Source organism: Brachybacterium sp. NPDC056505 (assembly GCF_042794925.1).
In the GTDB taxonomy this organism is placed as follows: Bacteria; Actinomycetota; Actinomycetes; order Actinomycetales; family Dermabacteraceae; genus Brachybacterium; species Brachybacterium kimchii.
Window position 1 is genome coordinate 1 of the sequence record NZ_JBHTSV010000016.1, and the last position, 17,588, is coordinate 17,588.

The window sequence follows — 17,588 nt, forward strand, 5'->3', positions numbered from 1 at the left end:
GTGCGGATCAGTTCCGCACCGGCCCGCCTGCCATGAGGGACCATCGGCACCACAGACTTCCGCGGCCCGCAGCCGGGCCGTGCACCATGGACTCAGCGGCCCCCTCGCCGCACCGAGACCACCACAGATCCACAGCAGACCGACGCTCCCCGAAAGGAGGCGCACGAATGTCCCAGCAGGACTGGCTCGAGAAGGACTTCTACGCGGTCCTCGGCGTCTCGAAGGACGCGAGCGCGCAGGAGATCAAGAAGGCATACCGCAAGAAGGCACGGGACCTCCATCCCGACCGCCACGCCGACGACCCCACCGCCGAGGACCGCTTCAAGGAGGTCGGCGAGGCCTACTCCGTCCTCAGCGACGACGAGCAGCGCGAGCAGTACGACGCGATCCGCGCCATGGGGGCGGGCGGCGCGCGCTTCGCCCCCGGGTCCGGCGGCGGAGGCGGCGGCGGATTCGAGGACATGTTCGGCTCGATGTTCGGAGGCGGCGGCGGAGGCCGCACCGCCTACAGCTCGGGCGGTCAGAACATCGACATGGACGACCTGCTGCGCATGTTCGGCGGCGGCGGAGGCGGCGCGAGCTTCGGCGGTGCGCCCGGCGGCGGCGCGGGATTCGGCCGCGGCGGCTACGCGACGCAGACGAAGGGCGAGGACCTGCGCGCCCACCTCACGCTCAGCTTCCGCGACGCGGCGCTGGGCACCGAGGCGAAGCTCGACGTCGGCGGGCGCAGCGTCACCACCCGCATCCCCGCCGGCGTGCACGACGGACAGAAGATCCGACTGCGCGGCAAGGGACAGCCCGGGCAGAACGGCGGCCCCGCCGGCGACCTGATCCTCACCCTCGACGTCGGCTCCGACCCCGTGTGGTCCGCCGACGGCGCGGACCTGCACATCACCGTGCCCGTCCGCTTCGACGAGGCGGCGCTCGGCACCACGATCGAGGTCCCCCTGTTCGACGGCGGCCACGTGCGGATGAAGGTCCCCGCGGGCACGCCGTCGGGCCGCACGCTGCGCGCCAAGGGCAAGGGGCTGAAGACGTCCAAGCGGACGGGAGACCTGCGTGTGAAGATCGAGGTGGCCGTCCCCGAGCACCTCGACGACTCGGCGCGCGAGGCCGTCGAGGCCCTGCGCGACGCGCTCGGCGACGAGGACCCGCGCGACGGCCTCGCCGAGGCCGCCCGCCGCTGACGGCCGCGGGCGATCCGGCCCGGACGCTCACTGCGCCCAGGCCGGCCGCACGGTGCACGGTCCGGTGTACGACCAGAGCTCGACCGCAGTACGAGAGGAGGCGAGGGCGATGCCCCCGTTCCAGCAGTTCGACGAGCGGGCGCCCGTGTTCGTCATCTCCGTCGCGGCCGAGCTCGCGGGCATGCACACGCAGACCCTGCGCCAGTACGACAGGCTGGGCCTGGTCTCACCGCAGCGCACGTCCGGCCGCGGTCGCCGTTACAGCGCGCGCGACGTCGCGCAGCTCCGCGAGGTCCAGCGCCTCTCCCAGGAGGAGGGCATCAATCTCGCGGGGATCAAGCGGATCCTCGAGCTGCAGGACGAGGTGACGCAGCTGCAGTCCCAGCTCGGTTCCGTGCGCGAGGCGATCGCCGCGATGGGCGGCCGCACCTCGGGCTCCCGCAGCGGCGGGGGCGAGGGCTCCGGTCGTGTCTTCGCGGCCGACAGCGCGGGGCGCGTGAGCACCCTGCGCCGCGGCCAGCGCCCCGCCCGCCCCGACAACGGGGCCGTCGTGCTCTGGAGGCCCGGCGGAGGGCGCTGAGCCGTGCGCGCGGGTTCGTCGGGCGCTCGAACCTCCGAGTGCTCGGTCCGTCGCCCGCCCTCAGCGAGGACGACGCGGGGTGACGCCCTCCTGGTCGTAGATGCGCTGCAGCTGCGCGGCGACCTCCTGCATGTCCACCGCCGCGGCGGCGGCGCGCCCCGCCGCGGAGAGGTCCGCGAGATCCCCGTCGAGGAGCCGCCGCAGGCGCTCGGCGATGTTCTGCGCTGCGCTGCGCCGGGCGCGCCGCGCCTGGTCCGAGCCGCCGCTCACGACGCTCGATGCGGGCACGGGCACCTTGTGCACGACCTCGCCGTCCGGCAACCATTCCTCGTAGATCGGGATGTCCGAGAGCAGCACGGGCGCGCGGCAGGCGAGGGCCTCCAGCAGCACGATCCCCTCGGTCTCCTCCTTGGTGAGGAAGCAGAAGGCGTCGCACCCGGCGTAGGCCTCGCGCAGCACGTCCGGGGTGACATACCCCGGGAAGCGGGCGTTGGACGGTGCGGAGGCGACTGCGCCCGCGACATCCTTCGTGATCAGACGCGGGTCGGTGCGCCCGTACCAGACGAAGGTGACCTCGGGCATCGCGCGGGCGAGCTCCACCCATTCGAGGATCCCCTTGCGGACCATCTGGATGCCCACGCTCATCACCACCGGCGCCTCGGGCGCCAGTCCCAGACGATCGCGCAGCGCCTCGCGGTCCCCGTCGCGACGCGCGAAGAAGCCGGTGTCGACCCCGTTCGAGAGCACGTGGATGCGCCGGGAGATCTTGTAGCGGGGCCGGGAGATCAGCGTGCGCGCGTACTGCGTGGGCGTGACGACCGCGTCCCCGCGGCGGTAGATCCACGCGATCCAGCGTCGGAACCAGGGAGCGATCCGGTTCGCTCCCGTGAACGAGTCCCGGAAGTCCTCCTCGGTCGAGTGCGCCCACATCATCACCGGGCGCCCGCGCAGGTGCGAGAGCGCCGCGAGCAGCGGGGTGTCCGGGAAGGGGGTGTTCAGGTGCGCGACGTCGTAGTCCGCGAAGGGCGAGGTGACGACTTCGTGCCCCAGGGCCTCGACCGCACGGCGCTGATGACGGATGGCCTCGCCGATCCCGGACTGACCGGCGAGGGCCGCCAGGCCCTTGGGGATCAGCACGCGCAGCCGCGCAGGAGTCGTGTCGTCGTCGCTCACCAGGGCACCACCTTCATCAGCAGGGCGCTCACGCCCAGTCCGTACGCGAGCAGCGCCCAGGGCTTGCACGCGAGGATGATCAGCGCGAACGTGCGCCAGCGCATGCGGGTCGTGCCCGCGAGATAGCACAGCAGGTCGTCCGGGGCGACGGGCAGGGCGATCGCGGTCGCGAACAGGGTCGTGAAGCGGGGCCTGCGGGTCCACCCCAGGTACTTCTCGACCGTGCTCTCGCTGAACGCGCGCTCGATGAGCCCGAGCCCCACGTGGCGGGCGATCGCGAAGTTCGCGAAGGAGCCCGCGCACACCGCGAGGTAGCTCAGCAGCGTGCCCTCGACCGGGCCGAACAGCACGGGCGCCGCGAGCACGAGGATCCCGCCGGGGATGATCGGGAAGACGACGCTCGCCCCGCTCAGCAGCACCAGGACCACGGGCCCGAAGGCCCCCAGCGAATCGATGAAGGACTGCAGGTGCTCCTGGGAGTCCAGGACGCCGGCGCGCAGGCCCCAGATCACGGCGCCCGCGCAGGCGAGCAGGCCCAGCAGGGGCGCGAGGCGCACCGCCATCCGCAGCGGATCGCGGCGGGGAGCGGCGGACGCCTCACCCGTGACAGGGGCACCCGCGTCTGTCGGAGCCGGCGATAGGGCTGACGAGCTGACGGACGGGCCGGTCGCAGGACGCTCGAGGACAGCTGGGCGCGCAGGACGGGCGGGGCGCGCGGTGCGCCCAGGGATCGTGGTGCTCATGGTCGCCTCAGGCGTTCAGGAGGTGCGACGCGGCGCCGTGCGGACCGCTCTCAGCGGCCGGTGCCGGGACCTCGACGCCCGGGGCTCCCGCCGAGGAGTCGGCGAGGTGCGCTCCGAGAGCGGGCGCGAGGCCGCGAGCCGATGACGACGCGGTCGACGCGGTCGACGCGGCCGCTGCTCGGCTGCGCTCGAGGTGCATCGTGCGGTAGACCTCGAGGACCCGAGCGCCGAAGGCCTCGGCGCCGCAGGTGCGGCGCGCGTGCTGGAGGGCGCGGTGCGACATCCTCTCGATGCCGATCTCGTCGTCCAGCAGCGAGGTGAGGCGGGCGCCGAACTCGGCGGAGTCCTCCACGGCGTAGCCGGTCTCGCCGTCCACGAGCACTCCGGCGACGGAGTCGTCGCGGCGGCACAGCAGCGGGAGCCCGCAGGCGAGGGCCTCGATGTACGTGAGGCCCTGCGTCTCCGAGCGGGAGGCGGAGACGAACAGGTCGGCCATCCGATACCAGCGCGGAACCTCGTGCGGGTCGATCGCGCCGGCGAAGCGCACGCGCTTCTCCATGCCGAGGTCGGCGACCAGGTGCTCGAGGTGCTCGCGGTAGGGGCCGTCGCCCACGAGCACGAGGACGGCATCCTCGCGCTCGGCGGCGGCCACGTCGCGGATGACCTGATCGAGGTTCTTCTCCTTGGCCAGGCGGGAGACGCTCAGCAGCACCTTCTGGCGCGCGCCGATCCCCAGGGAGGCGCGCAGGGCGGCGGAGTCGGCTGCCTCGGCGGAGGACTGCGCGGGGCGGAAGCGCCCCAGGTCCAGGCCCGTCGGGATCACGTGCACGGGGCGGCTCACCCGGTAGCCCTCGAGGAGGTGCGCGACCTTCTCGGTGGGCGCGATGACCGCGTCCGTGCGCTCCAGCAGCCGGCGGGAGAACTCCGCGACGGCCTTGCGGCCCATGGTGCGGCTGGGGGAGTAGTAGTGCGTGTAGTCCTCGTAGATCGTGTGGTACGTGTGCACGAGGGGCACGTCGAGGTCGCGGGCGATGCGGCGGGCCCACACGTGGGTGGTGAACTCGCAGTTCGAGTGGACCACGTCCGGGTGCCAGCGCTTGATCGCCCCGAGGATGCGCCGCTGGTGGATGGTGCCGATGCGGGCGCTCGCGTAGAACAGCGAGGCCGAGACCGAGCCGAGCCGGTAGACCTTGCCCTCGCACGAGGAGCGCAGGCCGGGCGCGAGGGTCAGCACGCGCACGTCGCAGCCCAGGGCTTCGAGCTGCCGACGCAGCGTGGTCACCGAGGCGACGACCCCGTTGACCGCGGGTTCCCACCAGTCGGTGGTCAGGAGCACCTTCAGTGGACGCTCGGAGCGCGCGGCGGGCCGCGCGGACGAGGACCTCTCGAGCAGTGTCATGGTGCCATCCTCCGCCGGAGCCGGGGCCGACCCATCAGTCGGAGGTCCACTCTGCGTCCACCCCAGGGATGATCCTGCGACGGAGGCGGACCCGGGCACTCGGCCCTGGCCTCCCCCTTCGCACGAACGTGAGCGCTGCATGGTCCCGACCATAGCGTCCCGGAGCCGCGAGTCGAGGGTGCGGCGGGGGACACGCCGGGGAAGGCCTGATGACGGGGAGCGGGTCGGGGCGGTGGCGGGGTGTCGAGGAGTCATGCTCCGAGTCTGCGCACCCGCGGCGACGCTTCCCATCCCGCCACCTGGTGGGGCCCATGTCGGGCTTTCCCCACCTCCGGTGTCCGCCCCGGCGCGCGCCGGGGAGCGGCTCAGGCGGTGATCACTCGCTGACCTGGTAGGTGGCGGTGAGGTCGGCGCTCGCGAGCTGCTGGGTGAAGATCGCGAAGCGCGCGCCCACGTGGGGGTCCGACGGGGCGGCGCCCAGGGTCTCCACGGGCAGCGCGTGCACCGAGAAGACGTAGCGGTGCGGCGGGCCGGCGGGCGGGTTGGGGCCGTCGTAGCCGACGCGCCCGAAGTCGTTGGCCGCCTGCTTCAGATCGGAGCTCTCGCGCGGCACGCCGAGGTCCAGCGAGGTGGCCGAGGCGGGGATGTCCCAGGCGACCCAGTGCCAGAATCCCGAGCCCGTCGGCGCATCGGGGTCGTAGCAGGTGACGGCGAAGCTCCGGGTCCCCTCGGGTGCGCCGGTCCACGTGAGGTCCGGGGAGGTCGAGGTGCCGCCGAGCTCGGGCGCGAGCTGCGCGGCGGCGACCACGGAGTCAGCGGGAGTGGCCTGCGAGGTGACGGAGAACGTGGTGTCGGTCATGCTCCCAGGCTACGGGACGCTCGCCCGGTGACGACAGGATCCCCGGCGGTCGCAGTGCTCGACCTGCGCTCGTCGGCGCGTCCCTCCTGCGCCGACCCCGGGGCTGGTCGGCCACGGCTCAGAATCCGCTGGAGGACGGGCGCGGGTAGTGCGTGAGGAACTTCTTGACCTGGTTGGCCATCGCGACGGCGATGTAGGCGCGACGGCGCGTGCCCTCGGTGGCGTAGGCCAGCGGGTGCATCGTGCGGTGGCGCGCGATGCGGCGCACGCGGGCCCGCAGCCCGGGCTCGGTCACGTAGCGCATGAGCAGGGGGCGGGGGACGATCGAGTAGAGGATCTCGTCGTCCGGGACGATCCGCTCGATCTGCTCGTGGTCGACGACGTCGCGGACGACCGCGCGCGCCACGTTCGCCCCGGCCGCGGTCATGTAGTAGTTGTTCCGGCCGATGCGCGGGTTGACCTCGAAGAACTTCGCGACACCGGTCCGCGGGTCGACCTTCACATCGAAGTTCGCGTAGCCGCGGTAGCCGGTGTGCTCGAGGAACGCGACGGCCTGCACGGCGATCTCGCCCGGGTCGGCCGTGAACATCGCGGCCGGGTTCCCGAGGGCGCCGGGGGTGTGCTCCTCGAGCAGCACGTGCGCGCCGCCGAGCAGCGTCACCCGGCCCGCCTGGTCGACGTAGGCGGTGATCGAGCGCATGGCGGTGTCATCGCCCGGCACCATCTCCTGGACCACGAAGCGGTCGGCGAAGCCCGCCGCGTCGAGCCTGTGCACGAGGTCCGTGAGCTCGGCGGGCTCGGTGAGGTGGTAGACCTTCTTCTTCCCCGCGAACTCCACGTGCGTGTAGGCGGAGGAGCGCGCGGGCTTGGCGACCACGGGGTAGGCGAACGGGAGCTCCGGGATCTCCGTCGGCCCCTCGCCGGTGAAGTCGACGACCACGGTCTCCGGCGTGCTCACGCCGAGCGTCGTGCAGATCTCGGAGAAGGTCGCCTTGTCGGAGACGTCGCGGAGGGTCTTCTCGTCCAGCACCGGCAGCACGAAGAACTCCTCGAGCTCCTCGCGGTGTGCGCTGAGCAGTGCGATCAGCCAGTCGGCGTTCGCGAGCACGATCGCCGGGACGTCCGGGCGCCGCGCGGCGCGCTCCCGGCCGTGGCGCAGCAGGGCGGCGGCGAGGTCGTCCTCGGTGGCGCTCGCGCCGAGCTCCTCGGCCACCAGGATCCGCGAGTCCGCGATCGGCCCCGAGACGCTGCGCGTGATGACGTGCGAGATCGTCCCGTACTGCTCGTGGAAGGCGCGGGCCAGGGCGTACACCCCGATGTCACCGCCCAGCATCACCAGGTCGAAGTCGTCGCGAGGCTCGACGGGGCCGCGGGGACGCGAGGAGGCGGGAGCCATGGATGATCTCCTTCGGACGGGCGGTGGGGCGGCCGACGGGATGGCGGGCCGACGGGATGGGCAGCCGATGGCTGGGCGGCCGACGGGCGGGGTGACCGTGGGGTCGGACGGGATCGGTCCCGTCAGAACCCGGTGTCGGTCGGGCGCGGGTACACGCGCAGGTACTTGCGCACGAAGTTGAGACCGGAGGTGCGGGCGTACGCCCTCATCCAGGCCCCTTCCGGACGGTACAGGAACGGATTCGCCAGCGCGGTGCGGGCGACGTCCTTCACGCGCGCCCGCAGGTGCGCATCGCGGACGTAGCGCAGCACGAGCCGCACCGGCAGGATCGTGTAGAGCACCGGGCGGGTCACCACGACCTGGTCGATGTCCTCCCCGTGCACGAGGTCCTCGACGATGTGCCGGGCGACGGACTCGCCGGCGGCGGTCACGTAGTAGTTGTTGCGCCCGATCCGCGGGTTGATCTCGAAGAAGCACTGCTCGCCGGTGCGCGGGTCGACCTTCACGTCGAAGTTCGCGAACCCCACGTAGTCGACCGCGTCCAGGAAGCGCGAGGCGGCCTCGACGAGCTGCGGGTGGGCGCCCGTGATCATCGCGGCCGGGCGGCCCAGGGCCTCCGGGGTGTGCTCGCCCAGCAGCACCTGCGCGGCGCACAGCAGGGTGACGCGTCCGCGGCTCGAGCGGTAGGCGGTGATCGAGCGCTGCGCGGTGTCGTCCCCCGGGACCAGGTCCTGGAACAGGAAGCGGCCCGTGAAGCCCGCATCGCGCAGGCTGCGCACCAGACGCAGACGCTGCTCCTCGCTCTCGAGGAAGAACACCTTGCGCTTGCCGGGGAAGGACACCCGGCCGTACTCGGCGGTGTTCGCGGCCTTGCCCACGCAGGGATAGGCCCAGGGCAGCGGATCCTCCCCGTCCCAGTCCGCGTCACGGGCACGCGCGAAGTCCACGACCTTCGTGGGCGGGGTCGCGATGTCCAGGCCAGCGCAGATCTCCTGGAACTCCGCCTTGTCGGCGAGGCGCTCGAGCTGGGCGGCGTCGACCTGGGAGAGCAGATAGTGCTCCTCGAGATCGGCCCGGTGGGCGTCGATGAAGGCGACCAGCGAGTCGGCGTTGCACAGCAGCAGCGCGGCGCGGCCCGCGGGACGCTGCTGCGCGAGCTCGACGAGCACGTCGCGCATCTCCTCGTCGCTCGCGTCCGCGCCCAGCACGATGCTGCGCGCGGTCACGGTGCGCTCGTTCATCGCCACGGGCACGCGGCACACGAGGGTGGACACGATCCCGTACTCCTGATGGAACGCGATCGTGAGGTTCAGTGTGTTCAGACCCGCTCCGAGCACGACGACGTCGAAGCCCGGATCGGCCGTCGGGGGGGACGAAGGCATGCGTGGGATCCTACCGGGCGCTCACGCGTTCTCTCCCAGGTGGGACACGGATCTCAGCGCGCGGCCGTGGCGTGCAGCCACAGCGTCGCGTCCGCGGGCAGCGCTCGCAGGCCGGTCGCGTCGTCCTCGTGCGGGGTGATGAGCACGCGGGCCCCGGCGAAGCATCTCGGAGGGGCGTCGGGACCGGCGCCTCGGGCCGATAGCATGGATCGGTGACCACCGAGACGGCCCAGACCCCCGAGAACTCCGATGCCGCCGGCATCAGCGACGCCAGCTACCGCCGCGCGCAGACCCGCAGCGACGCGCTGTGGGAGAAGATCCGCACGAACCCCAGCGGGCTGCGGATGCTCACCGGGGACCGCCCCACCGGCGCCCTGCACATCGGCCACTACTTCGGCTCCCTGCGCAACCGGGTGCGGCTGCAGCAGGCGGGCGTGGAGACCTGGCTGATCGTCGCGGACTACCAGGTCATCACCGACCGCGAGGTGCTCGGCGACATCCGGGGCTCGGTGCGCGAGCTCATCACGGACTACCTGGCCGCCGGCATCGACCCGGAGCAGGCCACGATCTTCACGCACTCCGCGGTGCCCGCGCTGAACCAGCTGATGCTGCCGTTCCTCTCGCTCGTCACCCAGCCCGAGCTCGAGCGCAACCCCACCGTGAAGGCCGAGCTCGCCGCCGCCGGCAAGTCGGCGATGGGCGGACTCATGCTCACCTACCCGGTCCATCAGGCGGCGGACATCCTGTTCTGCCACGGGAACCTGGTGCCGGTGGGCAAGGACCAGCTGCCCCACATCGAGCAGACCCGTGTGGTCGCCCGCCGCTTCAACGAGCGCTACGCGGGAGGGGAGCAGTTCTTCCCCGAGCCCGACGCGCTGCTCTCCGAGGCGCCCACGATCCTGGGGCTCGACGGCAGCCACAAGATGAGCAAGTCGCTGGGCAACACGGTCATGCTGCGCATGAGCCCCGAGGAGACCGCGAAGAAGATCAAGAAGGCCAAGACCGACTCCGAGCGCGAGATCACCTTCGATCCCGAGAACCGTCCCGAGGTCGCGAACCTGCTGACCATCGCCTCACTGTCCACGGGGCGCAGCCCCGAGGAGATCGCCGCCGAGATCGGCGACAAGGGCGCGGGCACCCTCAAGGTGATGACCGCCGAGGTCCTCAACGAGCACCTGGCGCCCCTGCGCGAGCGCCGCGCCGAGCTCGAGAAGGATCCCGGCTACCTCTTCTCGGTGCTGCGCGCGGGCAACGAGCGCGCGAACGCCGCGGCCGACGAGACGCTCGCCCACGTGCGCGAGGTCATGGGGATGGTGTACTGACCCGTCGGCCGCTCACCCTCTGAATCGCCGAGCCGCCGAGCACTCGGCGGCTCGGCGGCCCCGGTTCAGAAGCTGCTCGAGCTGCCGGCTCCCGAGAAGCCGCCGCCCGAGTACCCGCTCGTGCTCCCTGAGGACGCCGGCGGATTGCGGTGCGTGTCCAGCGCCGTCGTGGCGCCGCCGTACCAGGCGCCCGTCCACAGCACGGGGCTCAGCGAGTAGCCCGAGACGTAGTCCTGCGGGTGCCGGGCGAACTGTCGCCCGCGCACCGAGGTCGGGAAGTCGCTGGTGAAGTGCTCGGGCTCGGCGTCCCGCATCACTTTGACCTCGTCATCGTCCTTGGAGCGGGCGCCGATCGCCTCCTCGCGCAGGCGCTCGCTCGCCACGGACAGCCGCTCGGTGAGCTCGTCGAGCCTCTCCAGTGCGTCGTCGGGGCTGATGCCGCCGTCGAGGTATGCGGTGGAGACCTCCTCGAGGTCGCTCGAGACCTGCCGGGCCGTGGAACGCAGGCCGGCGGCCGCGTCGGAGTCCGTCGTGGCGCCCTGCTGCTCGGGAGTGTCGGAGTCGGCGTCGGTGTCGGCAGCGTCCTCGAGGACCTCCGCGATGGTCTGCTCGACCGCGGCGAGCGACTCGTCCAACGGCCTGCGCTCCTCCTCCCATGCGCTCCGGAAGTCCCCCGTGCGGCCGAGGAGACGGGCCGCGCCGATGATGGTGTCGTCGGCTCGATCGGCGACCTCGACCGACGTCTCGAACTCCTTCGCGCGGCGCGCCGACGTTGGGCCGATGCCCCACAGCGGGCCCGGGTGCGCCGGCAGCTCGGAGGAGGTGCTCTCCGCCTCGCCGACCGCGCGGCGGTAGTCCTCGACGTCGGCGAGGCTCGTCGCGCCGTATGAGGAGTCGCGCGGGATCCGGGAGGCGGCCTGATCGGTCTCCTGCCGCTTCGCACGCACGTCGTCGAAGCGCTCGCGGGCGGTGCGGACCCGGCGGCGGCTGCCGGCACCGCGGGCGAGCGCGGCCACGGCTCCGGCGCCGAGGGCAACGAGCGCGATGAAGGCGCCGATGATCGCGCCCGGGCTCCGCCACCACGGGCGACCCAGGAGGTCGGCGTACTTCTGGGCGCCCGCCTCGAAGGCATCGGCCCAGGCGCCGTCGGAGGCGTCGTCCTTCATCGCGTCCTGCACGTCCTCGAAGCCGCCGTCGGAGAGCTTGACGTCCTCCCCGGCGTACGTCCCGACCTTCCGGTGCTCCGGGTCGATCGCGAGGATCACGACGCCGTCGGCCCACTTCTCGCCGTCGATCCAGTCGGGGTGCTCGGATCTCGCGTCGTCCAGCACCGCGTCGTTCAGCCCGGTATCGGCCGACGGGTCCGCGTCGTGCGCGGCGATGTCGAGAGTGACCACCTTGAGGTCGACGGGAGCGGCGGCGTCGCGGAGGTCGATGCCCTCCAGCCGGCCCTGGAGGGCGTCCGGATCATCGATCACCCCCTGCTCGTCGTCGATCTCGACCGCGCCCGGGGGAGCGGCATACGCTCCAGGAGCCAGCAGGGGAGCGAGCAGCGCCAGTAGCGCGAGCGCGCCCAGGAGCACGAGGACGAGGCTGCGCACATGGGCCGACGGCGCCGGGGCGCGGGTCGTCGCCCGGGGAGCGCGAGGAGCGGACGGGGCCTGGGGATGCGGGTCCATGGCTCCACGCTACGGAGCGCCGAGCGCACGGCGGATCCGCCGATCGTCGGTCCCTGCACCTGCGGAGGGAGCGCCCTTATACTCGCCTAAAGCAGACCTTTGGGTGGCGGGCCGGTGCGCCGGGACCGCCGCCCCGGACGGAAGGGAACACGCATGCCCATCTTCGAGAACGTCTCCGAGCTCGTCGGCCGCACCCCGCTCGTGCGCCTGAACCACCTGGGCGACGAGGTCGTCGCCGACGTCGTCGCCAAGCTCGAGTTCTACAACCCCGCGGCCTCGGTCAAGGACCGCATCGGCGTGGCCATGATCGACGCGGCCGAGCGCTCCGGCGAGCTCGAGGAGGGTGGCACGATCGTCGAGGCCACCAGTGGCAACACCGGCATCGCCCTGGCCATGATCGGCACCTCGCGCGGGTACCGGGTCGTCCTGACCATGCCCGAGTCCATGTCCAAGGAGCGGCGCGCCCTGCTGCGCGCCTTCGGCGCCGAGCTCGTGCTCACCGAGGCCTCCAAGGGCATGAAGGGCGCCGTGGAGAAGGCCCAGGAGGTCGCCGCGGAGACCGGCGGCGTCCAGGTCAAGCAGTTCGAGAACCAGGCGAACGCCGAGATCCACCGCAGCACCACGGCCGAGGAGATCTGGGAGGACACCGACGGCGAGATCGACGTCCTCGTCGCCGGCATCGGCACCGGCGGCACCATCACGGGCGTGGGCCAGGTCCTCAAGGAGCGCAAGCCCGGCGTGCGGATCGTCGCCGTCGAGCCCGCCGAGTCCCCGATCCTCAACGGCGGCCAGCCCGGCCCCCACAAGATCCAAGGCCTCGGCGCGAACTTCGTGCCCGCGCTGCTGGACACCGACGTGTACGACGAGGTCATCGACATCGACGCGGAGACCGCCATGGAGCGCGCGCGCTCGATCGCCCGCACCGAGGGCCTGCTCGTGGGCATCTCCTCGGGCGCCGCGATCGAGGCCGCCGTGAGCGTGGGCTCGCGCCCCGAGTTCGCGGGCAAGCGGATCGTCGTGGTCGTGCCCTCCTTCGGCGAGCGCTACCTCACGACCCCGCTGTACGCCGAGTACATGGACTGAGGTCCGCATGGGCCTCCTCTCCCGCGTCCACGGCGGCCGACGCGGCGGGCTCGTGCGCGGGTCCGCCGCGTCGGCCGCGTCGGCCGACGGACGATCCGGTCCCGCGGACCTGCGCGGGGCGCTCGCGGCCGTCCGCGATGACGTGACCGCCGCGCGCCACCGCGATCCCGCGTCGACCTCCGACCTGCAGGTGCTGCTGACCTCTCCGGGACTGCACGCGATCTGGTCGCACCGCCTCGCCCACCGCCTCTGGGGCGCGGGGCGCGTCGGGCGCCTGCCCGCGCTCCTTCTCGCCCAGACCACCCGCTCGGTCACGGGCGTGGAGATCCATCCGGGCGCGCGCATCGGACGCCGCTTCTTCATCGACCACGGCATGGGCGTGGTCATCGGGGAGACCGCCGAGGTGGGCGACGACGTGATGCTCTACCACGGCGCGACCCTGGGCGGCCGGTCCATGGAGCGCACGAAGCGCCACCCGACCGTGGGCGACGGCGTCGTCATCGGGGCGGGTGCACGCGTGCTCGGTCCGGTCGCGATCGGCGATCAGGCGCAGGTCGGCGCCAACGCGGTGGTCGTCGCCGACGTGCCCGCGCATGCGACCGCCGTGGGCGTCCCCGCGCGCGTGCGCCGCGAGCGCGCCCATCCCGAGGAGCTCGTCGACCCCGCCATCTGGATCTGAGCAGCGGCCGCGTGCCCGGGCGCGCCGCGCCTCGCGATCTCGCCGCGCGCAGTCACCGGGTGCGGGGCCGCACTCAGCCGAAGGGCTCCAGGAAGGGGTTCGTCGCGCCGTCGCGATGGCGCTCCCAGTCGGGAAGCACCTGGTGGGCGTCCTCGGCGATCACATGATCGAAGGCGGCGCGCACGAACGGGTCCCGCGGAGGATCGGTGTCGATGAGCACCGTGGTCGCGCCGTGCTCGCGCGCGAGCGGGGCCAGGGCCGCGGCCGGGAACACGGTGCCGCTGGTGCCGACCACCGCGAACACGTCGGCCGAGATCGCGAGGGCCTGCGCGCGCGAGAGCGCGGCCTCGGGGAGCATCTCGTCGAACAGCACGACGTCGGGCCGGGTCGGGCTCCCGCAGACGGGACAGACGGACAGCGCGCCGTGGTCCTCGGCGCGATCGCCCTCGCCCGGCGTCAGCGGGGCCTCCCACGTGCAGTCCGGGTCGGTGCAGACCGCCGCGTACGCGCGGCCGTGCAGCTCGCTCACGTCGCGGGACCCCGCCGCCTGGTGCAGGCCGTCCACGTTCTGGGTGATCACCGGCGCACCCATGCGGGCGATCGCGTAATGGCCGGGCGTCGGACCGTGATCCGCCGCGACCTTCGCCATCCCGCCCCACACGCGCCACAGCGCGGGCAGGGAGCCGGGGAGGGCATCGGCGTGCATGGCGCTCTCGAGGTCGGGCGAGAGCGCCCAGAGCCCGTCGGGCCCGCGGAAGGTGCCGACCCCGGTGCGCGCGCTGAGCCCCGCCCCCGTGAGGACGACGAGCCGCTGCGAGGGGTCCGGACGGAACCGGGGGCTCACCACTCCTCGTGGGTCCTCGAGTCCCAGGCGGCGTCCTCGCCGAGGTCCAGCGTGGCGAGCAGGGCGCGGTCCTCGTCGTCCAGCGCCACGGAGCCCAGGTCGAGGTTGGCGCGCTGGCGCTCGGGGTTCGCGGACTTCGGGATCACGACGATGCCCTGGTCGACGGCCCAGCGCAGGGCGATCTGCGCCGTGCCGACGCCGTGCTTGTCGGCCACCTTGCGGATCGCGAACTGCTCGCCGAGGCCCTCGCGGCCGCCGAGCGGTCCCCAGGCCTCGGTGACGATGCCGTGGTCGTCGTGGAAGGCGACGGCCTCGCGGCGCTGGAGGGCGGGGGAGAGCTGGATCTGGTTGACCTCGGGCCATTCGCCGGTCGCGTCGAAGAGCTCCTGCAGCTGATCAGGCCGGAAGTTCGAGACGCCCGCGTGGCGGATCAGGCCCTCGGAGCGCAGGTCCAGCAGAGTGCGCCAGGTATCCAGGGCCAGGCCGCGCGAGGGGTTCGGCCAGTGGATGAGCACCAGGTCCACGCTGTCCAGGCCCAGACGGCGCAGGGACTCGAGCACGCCGCCCCGGGCGGCCTCGCGGCCCTGGTCACCGCCGGCGACCTTCGTGGTGATGAAGACGTCGGCCGGATCGATGCCGCTCGTGCGCAGGCCCTCGCCCACGGCCGCCTCGTTGCCGTACTGGGCGGCGGTGTCGATGAGGCGGTAGCCGCCGCGCAGTGCCGCGGCGATCGCCTCGGCGCCCTCGACGCCCTTGGTCGAGGACGTGCCGAAGCCGATGAGCGGGATCTCGGTCCCGTCGGCGAGGGTGCGGGTCGGGGCCGACGGGGCGGCTGCTGCGGACGACGTGGTCATGGGGACCTCCTGGGTCGATGGGTCGTGCAGTGCTGTGCTGTGCTGTGCTTCGGGATGCTGTGGAGCGGGTGCTGTGCGGAGCGGCGGGCGACGGACGGCGGGGAGTGCTTCGGCGCTCAGCGCCAGGACGCGGGGGCGTGGGGCGGGACGAAGGCGGCGATCTCCTCGGCGCTGGGCAGGGCGGTCTCCAGGGAGCGCTCCATCATCAGCTGCTGGGAGCCGAACTCCTCGAGACCGCGGCGCACCGTGAAGCCCAGGCGCTGCAGCAGGGCCACGCTGCGCTTGTTGCGGGTCTGCGTGACGGCGATGACGTGGTCGTCCTCGAGGTTCTCCTGCGCCCAGGCCAGCAGCTGGCGGCACGAGGCCGCCGCGAGGCCCTGGCCGGTGGCCTCGGGCAGCAGGGCGTAGGAGAGCTCGAGCTCACCGCGGTCGTAGTCCAGGGTGATGGACCCGATCATGCGGTCCTCGTCGTCGGCACGGTCGATCACCCAGTGCCCCCAGCTCAGCCCCAGCGGGGACAGCTCGAGGGCCTGGCGGGACGCGTAGTCGACGGACCCTCCGAGGTACTCGCGGGTGATCGGGTCGGTCATCAGCCGGATCATCTCCGGGCGGTCGCCGTCGTGCGGGGCGCGGATCACGACACGCTGCCCGCGGATCGTGATCGGCCATTCCCACGTACCTTCCCGAGTCACCGTGCCAGCCTACCCGCCCGGCCCCGGTACAGTGAGATCCGCGCCGCGAGGACGCGGTTGTGGATCTCCCGGCTCACCCCTCCCACCTGCGAGGGAGAGCCCCGCACGAATCAGGAGAGCAGATGCCCGAGGCCATGGAGCGCACCACCCCGCTGCACGCGGTGCACGAGGAGCTGGGCGCGACGTTCACGGACTTCGCGGGATGGCAGATGCCCGTGCGCTACAGCTCCGATCTCGCCGAGCACAGGGCGGTGCGCGAGCACGCGGGCATCTTCGACCTCAGCCACATGGGGGAGATCGAGCTCGTCGGCCCCGGCGCCGGAGAGGCCCTGGATCGGGCCCTGGCCGGCAAGCTGTCCGGCATCTCGGAAGGTCGCGCGAAGTACTCGCTCATGCTCGCCGAGGACGGCGGGATCGTCGACGACCTCATCGTCTACCGCCTGGGGGAGCAGCGCTTCCTGGTGGTCGCCAACGCCTCCAACGCCGACGTCGTCGCCGAGCAGCTGCGTGAGCGCAGCGCGGGGCTCGACGTCGAGGTCGGCGACCGCTCCGCCGACGTCGCCCTCATCGCCGTGCAGGGCCCTGCGAGCGCCGACATCGTCACCCGCGCCCTCGTGGGGGCGCGCACCGGCGTCAGCGTCCAGGAGATCGCCGAGCTCAAGTACTACCGCGTGCTCGCGGGCGCCTTCGAGGGCGAGGAGCTGCTGGTCGCCCGCACCGGGTACACCGGCGAGGACGGCTTCGAGCTCTACGTCCCCTCCTCCCATGCGCGCGCCCTGTGGGACACGGTCGTCGCCGCCGGCGGCGCCGAGCTCACCCCCTGCGGCCTCGCCAGCCGCGACACCCTGCGCCTGGAGGCCGGGATGCCGCTGTACGGCCACGAGCTGGGCCGCGACACCCTCCCCGCCCAGGCGGGCATGGGAAGGATCGTCGCCCTCACCTCGAAGGGCGACTTCGTGGGCCGCGCGGCCGTCGAGGCCTCGGACCCCAGCGGGAGGTCCGTGCTCGTGGGCCTGGTCGCCGAGGGCCGACGGGCAGGGCGCGCGGGCGCCCGTGTGCGCGACGCACAGGGCCAGGACCTGGGCGAGATCACGTCCGGCGTGCTCTCCCCGACGCTCGGCCACCCCATCGCCATGGCCTACCTCGACCCCTCGGCCTCGGCCGAGGGCACGGAGGTCGTCATCGACGTGCGCGGCAAGGACCTGCCTGCGACCGTCGCCGCCCTGCCCTTCTACCGCCGCTCCTGACCGCCGCTCCCGCTCCCGCTCCCAGCCCCACCATCGCCCCGTCCCGGAAGGACCGACCATGAGCAACGAACTCCTGTACAGCAAGGACCACGAATGGGTCCGCGTCGGCGAGGACGGCATCGCCGTCATCGGCGTCACCGACTTCGCCGCCGGCCAGCTCGGCGACGTCGTCTACGTGGACCTGCCCGAGGTCGGCGCGAGCATCAGCGCCGGCACCGAGATGGGCGAGATCGAGTCCACGAAGTCCGTCTCCGACCTGTTCGCCCCGCTCGACGGTACAGTCACCGAGGTCAACCAGGCCGTCGTCGACTCGCCGGAGCTCGTGAACTCCTCCCCGTTCGAGGACGGATGGCTCGTCAAGGCCTCCTTCCTCTCCCTGCCCCCGGACCTCATGAACGAGGCCGAGTACAAGGACTCCGTCGGCGAGTGACCGGGCGGACGGGGCCGCGTGCGCGCCGTCCCGTCGTCC

18 protein-coding genes are annotated in these 17,588 nt (G+C 72.7%); 7 read left to right on the forward strand and 11 right to left on the reverse strand.

All coding sequences use genetic code 11. From position 1 onward, the window contains the following. Nucleotides 1-167 precede the first annotated feature (167 nt). Both ACFQ53_RS10000 and ACFQ53_RS10005 read left to right on the forward strand, forming a co-directional pair. Nucleotides 168-1,187 (forward strand): DnaJ C-terminal domain-containing protein, encoded by a 1,020-nt coding sequence (locus ACFQ53_RS10000; protein ID WP_377858918.1) that lies wholly within the window; start codon nt 168-170, stop codon nt 1,185-1,187. Between the two features lie 109 nt (nt 1,188-1,296). Beyond that, complete coding sequence (locus tag ACFQ53_RS10005) at nt 1,297-1,767, forward strand: heat shock protein transcriptional repressor HspR (protein WP_377858921.1); 471 nt, start codon at nt 1,297-1,299, stop codon at nt 1,765-1,767. 60 nt (nt 1,768-1,827) lie between these two features. Here ACFQ53_RS10005 and ACFQ53_RS10010 read toward each other — a convergent pair whose 3' ends face one another. The 7 genes from ACFQ53_RS10010 to ACFQ53_RS10040 all read right to left on the reverse strand — a co-directional run bounded on the left by ACFQ53_RS10010 (nt 1,828) and on the right by ACFQ53_RS10040 (nt 8,925). Beyond that, nucleotides 1,828-2,940 (reverse strand): glycosyltransferase family 4 protein, encoded by a 1,113-nt coding sequence (locus ACFQ53_RS10010; protein ID WP_377858923.1) that lies wholly within the window; start codon nt 2,938-2,940, stop codon nt 1,828-1,830. Next, nucleotides 2,937-3,503, reverse strand: coding sequence for a TVP38/TMEM64 family protein (locus tag ACFQ53_RS10015; protein ID WP_377858926.1), 567 nt, complete (start codon nt 3,501-3,503; stop codon nt 2,937-2,939). The genes ACFQ53_RS10010 and ACFQ53_RS10015 overlap by 4 nt, the downstream gene beginning before the upstream one ends. A gap of 187 nt (nt 3,504-3,690) precedes the next feature. Beyond that, nucleotides 3,691-5,082, reverse strand: coding sequence for a glycosyltransferase (locus ACFQ53_RS10020; RefSeq protein ID WP_377858928.1), 1,392 nt, complete (start codon nt 5,080-5,082; stop codon nt 3,691-3,693). A 376-nt stretch (nt 5,083-5,458) separates the two neighbouring features. After that, nucleotides 5,459-5,941 carry a YbhB/YbcL family Raf kinase inhibitor-like protein gene (locus ACFQ53_RS10025; RefSeq protein WP_377858930.1) on the reverse strand — a complete coding sequence of 161 codons (483 nt, stop codon included), beginning with the start codon at nt 5,939-5,941 and terminating at the stop codon, nt 5,459-5,461. Between the two features lie 118 nt (nt 5,942-6,059). Further along, the gene (locus ACFQ53_RS10030; protein WP_377858933.1) at nt 6,060-7,337 is read right to left on the reverse strand and encodes a carboxylate--amine ligase; all 1,278 of its coding nucleotides are present in this window, start codon (nt 7,335-7,337) and stop codon (nt 6,060-6,062) included. A gap of 122 nt (nt 7,338-7,459) precedes the next feature. Then, on the reverse strand, nt 7,460-8,719 hold the full coding sequence (locus ACFQ53_RS10035) for a carboxylate--amine ligase (RefSeq protein WP_377858936.1): 1,260 nt from the start codon (nt 8,717-8,719) through the stop codon (nt 7,460-7,462). 53 nt (nt 8,720-8,772) lie between these two features. Further along, complete coding sequence (locus ACFQ53_RS10040) at nt 8,773-8,925, reverse strand: hypothetical protein (RefSeq protein WP_377858939.1); 153 nt, start codon at nt 8,923-8,925, stop codon at nt 8,773-8,775. Nucleotides 8,926-8,931: 6 nt separating this feature from the next. Here ACFQ53_RS10040 and trpS point away from each other — a divergent pair, with 6 nt between their 5' ends. Next, a complete protein-coding gene (trpS, locus tag ACFQ53_RS10045) occupies nt 8,932-10,041 on the forward strand; it encodes a tryptophan--tRNA ligase (RefSeq protein ID WP_377858942.1) in 1,110 nt (369 codons plus the stop codon). Nucleotides 10,042-10,106: 65 nt separating this feature from the next. On the opposite strand, the gene ACFQ53_RS10050 is transcribed toward trpS, so the two are convergent. Next, nucleotides 10,107-11,720, reverse strand: a complete 1,614-nt coding sequence (locus ACFQ53_RS10050) for a DUF5129 domain-containing protein (RefSeq protein WP_377858945.1) — start codon at nt 11,718-11,720, stop codon at nt 10,107-10,109. A 153-nt stretch (nt 11,721-11,873) separates the two neighbouring features. On the opposite strand from ACFQ53_RS10050, the gene cysK reads away from it, so the two are divergent. Then, nucleotides 11,874-12,803 (forward strand): cysteine synthase A, encoded by a 930-nt coding sequence (gene cysK, locus ACFQ53_RS10055; RefSeq protein WP_377858948.1) that lies wholly within the window; start codon nt 11,874-11,876, stop codon nt 12,801-12,803. A gap of 7 nt (nt 12,804-12,810) precedes the next feature. Then, a complete protein-coding gene (gene epsC / locus ACFQ53_RS10060) occupies nt 12,811-13,482 on the forward strand; it encodes a serine O-acetyltransferase EpsC (protein ID WP_377858950.1) in 672 nt (223 codons plus the stop codon). A gap of 73 nt (nt 13,483-13,555) precedes the next feature. On the opposite strand, the gene ACFQ53_RS10065 is transcribed toward epsC, so the two are convergent. From ACFQ53_RS10065 to ACFQ53_RS10075, 3 genes are all read right to left on the reverse strand, one after another. Next, nucleotides 13,556-14,326, reverse strand: a complete 771-nt coding sequence (locus ACFQ53_RS10065) for an NAD-dependent deacetylase (RefSeq protein WP_377858953.1) — start codon at nt 14,324-14,326, stop codon at nt 13,556-13,558. Continuing rightward, a complete protein-coding gene (locus tag ACFQ53_RS10070; protein ID WP_377858956.1) occupies nt 14,323-15,180 on the reverse strand; it encodes an aldo/keto reductase in 858 nt (285 codons plus the stop codon). The genes ACFQ53_RS10065 and ACFQ53_RS10070 overlap by 4 nt, the downstream gene beginning before the upstream one ends. 116 nt (nt 15,181-15,296) lie before the next feature. Beyond that, nucleotides 15,297-15,872, reverse strand: a complete 576-nt coding sequence (locus ACFQ53_RS10075; RefSeq protein WP_152353406.1) for a GNAT family N-acetyltransferase — start codon at nt 15,870-15,872, stop codon at nt 15,297-15,299. A 122-nt stretch (nt 15,873-15,994) separates the two neighbouring features. On the opposite strand from ACFQ53_RS10075, the gene gcvT reads away from it, so the two are divergent. Together gcvT and gcvH are read left to right on the forward strand one after the other, a co-directional pair. Further along, complete coding sequence (gene gcvT, locus ACFQ53_RS10080) at nt 15,995-17,119, forward strand: glycine cleavage system aminomethyltransferase GcvT (protein ID WP_377858960.1); 1,125 nt, start codon at nt 15,995-15,997, stop codon at nt 17,117-17,119. Between the two features lie 58 nt (nt 17,120-17,177). Further along, entirely contained in the window at nt 17,178-17,549 is a 372-nt protein-coding gene (gene gcvH, locus ACFQ53_RS10085; RefSeq protein ID WP_377858963.1) for a glycine cleavage system protein GcvH, read from the forward strand. Nucleotides 17,550-17,588: the final 39 nt, after the last annotated feature.

What these genes read in the sequence shown, in the direction of transcription:
- ACFQ53_RS10000 (WP_377858918.1), top strand. Translation starts at nt 168, where the DNA reads ATGTCCCAGCAGGACTGGCTCGAGAAGGACTTCTACGCGGTCCTCGGC.
- ACFQ53_RS10005 (WP_377858921.1), top strand. Translation starts at nt 1,297, where the DNA reads ATGCCCCCGTTCCAGCAGTTCGACGAGCGGGCGCCCGTGTTCGTCATC.
- ACFQ53_RS10015 (WP_377858926.1), bottom strand. Translation starts at nt 3,503, where the DNA reads ATGGCGGTGCGCCTCGCGCCCCTGCTGGGCCTGCTCGCCTGCGCGGGC.
- ACFQ53_RS10020 (WP_377858928.1), bottom strand. Translation starts at nt 5,082, where the DNA reads ATGACACTGCTCGAGAGGTCCTCGTCCGCGCGGCCCGCCGCGCGCTCC.
- ACFQ53_RS10025 (WP_377858930.1), bottom strand. Translation starts at nt 5,941, where the DNA reads ATGACCGACACCACGTTCTCCGTCACCTCGCAGGCCACTCCCGCTGAC.
- ACFQ53_RS10030 (WP_377858933.1), bottom strand. Translation starts at nt 7,337, where the DNA reads ATGGCTCCCGCCTCCTCGCGTCCCCGCGGCCCCGTCGAGCCTCGCGAC.
- ACFQ53_RS10035 (WP_377858936.1), bottom strand. Translation starts at nt 8,719, where the DNA reads ATGCCTTCGTCCCCCCCGACGGCCGATCCGGGCTTCGACGTCGTCGTG.
- ACFQ53_RS10040 (WP_377858939.1), bottom strand. Translation starts at nt 8,925, where the DNA reads ATGCTATCGGCCCGAGGCGCCGGTCCCGACGCCCCTCCGAGATGCTTC.
- ACFQ53_RS10050 (WP_377858945.1), bottom strand. Translation starts at nt 11,720, where the DNA reads ATGGACCCGCATCCCCAGGCCCCGTCCGCTCCTCGCGCTCCCCGGGCG.
- cysK (WP_377858948.1), top strand. Translation starts at nt 11,874, where the DNA reads ATGCCCATCTTCGAGAACGTCTCCGAGCTCGTCGGCCGCACCCCGCTC.
- epsC (WP_377858950.1), top strand. Translation starts at nt 12,811, where the DNA reads ATGGGCCTCCTCTCCCGCGTCCACGGCGGCCGACGCGGCGGGCTCGTG.
- ACFQ53_RS10070 (WP_377858956.1), bottom strand. Translation starts at nt 15,180, where the DNA reads ATGACCACGTCGTCCGCAGCAGCCGCCCCGTCGGCCCCGACCCGCACC.
- gcvT (WP_377858960.1), top strand. Translation starts at nt 15,995, where the DNA reads ATGCCCGAGGCCATGGAGCGCACCACCCCGCTGCACGCGGTGCACGAG.
- gcvH (WP_377858963.1), top strand. Translation starts at nt 17,178, where the DNA reads ATGAGCAACGAACTCCTGTACAGCAAGGACCACGAATGGGTCCGCGTC.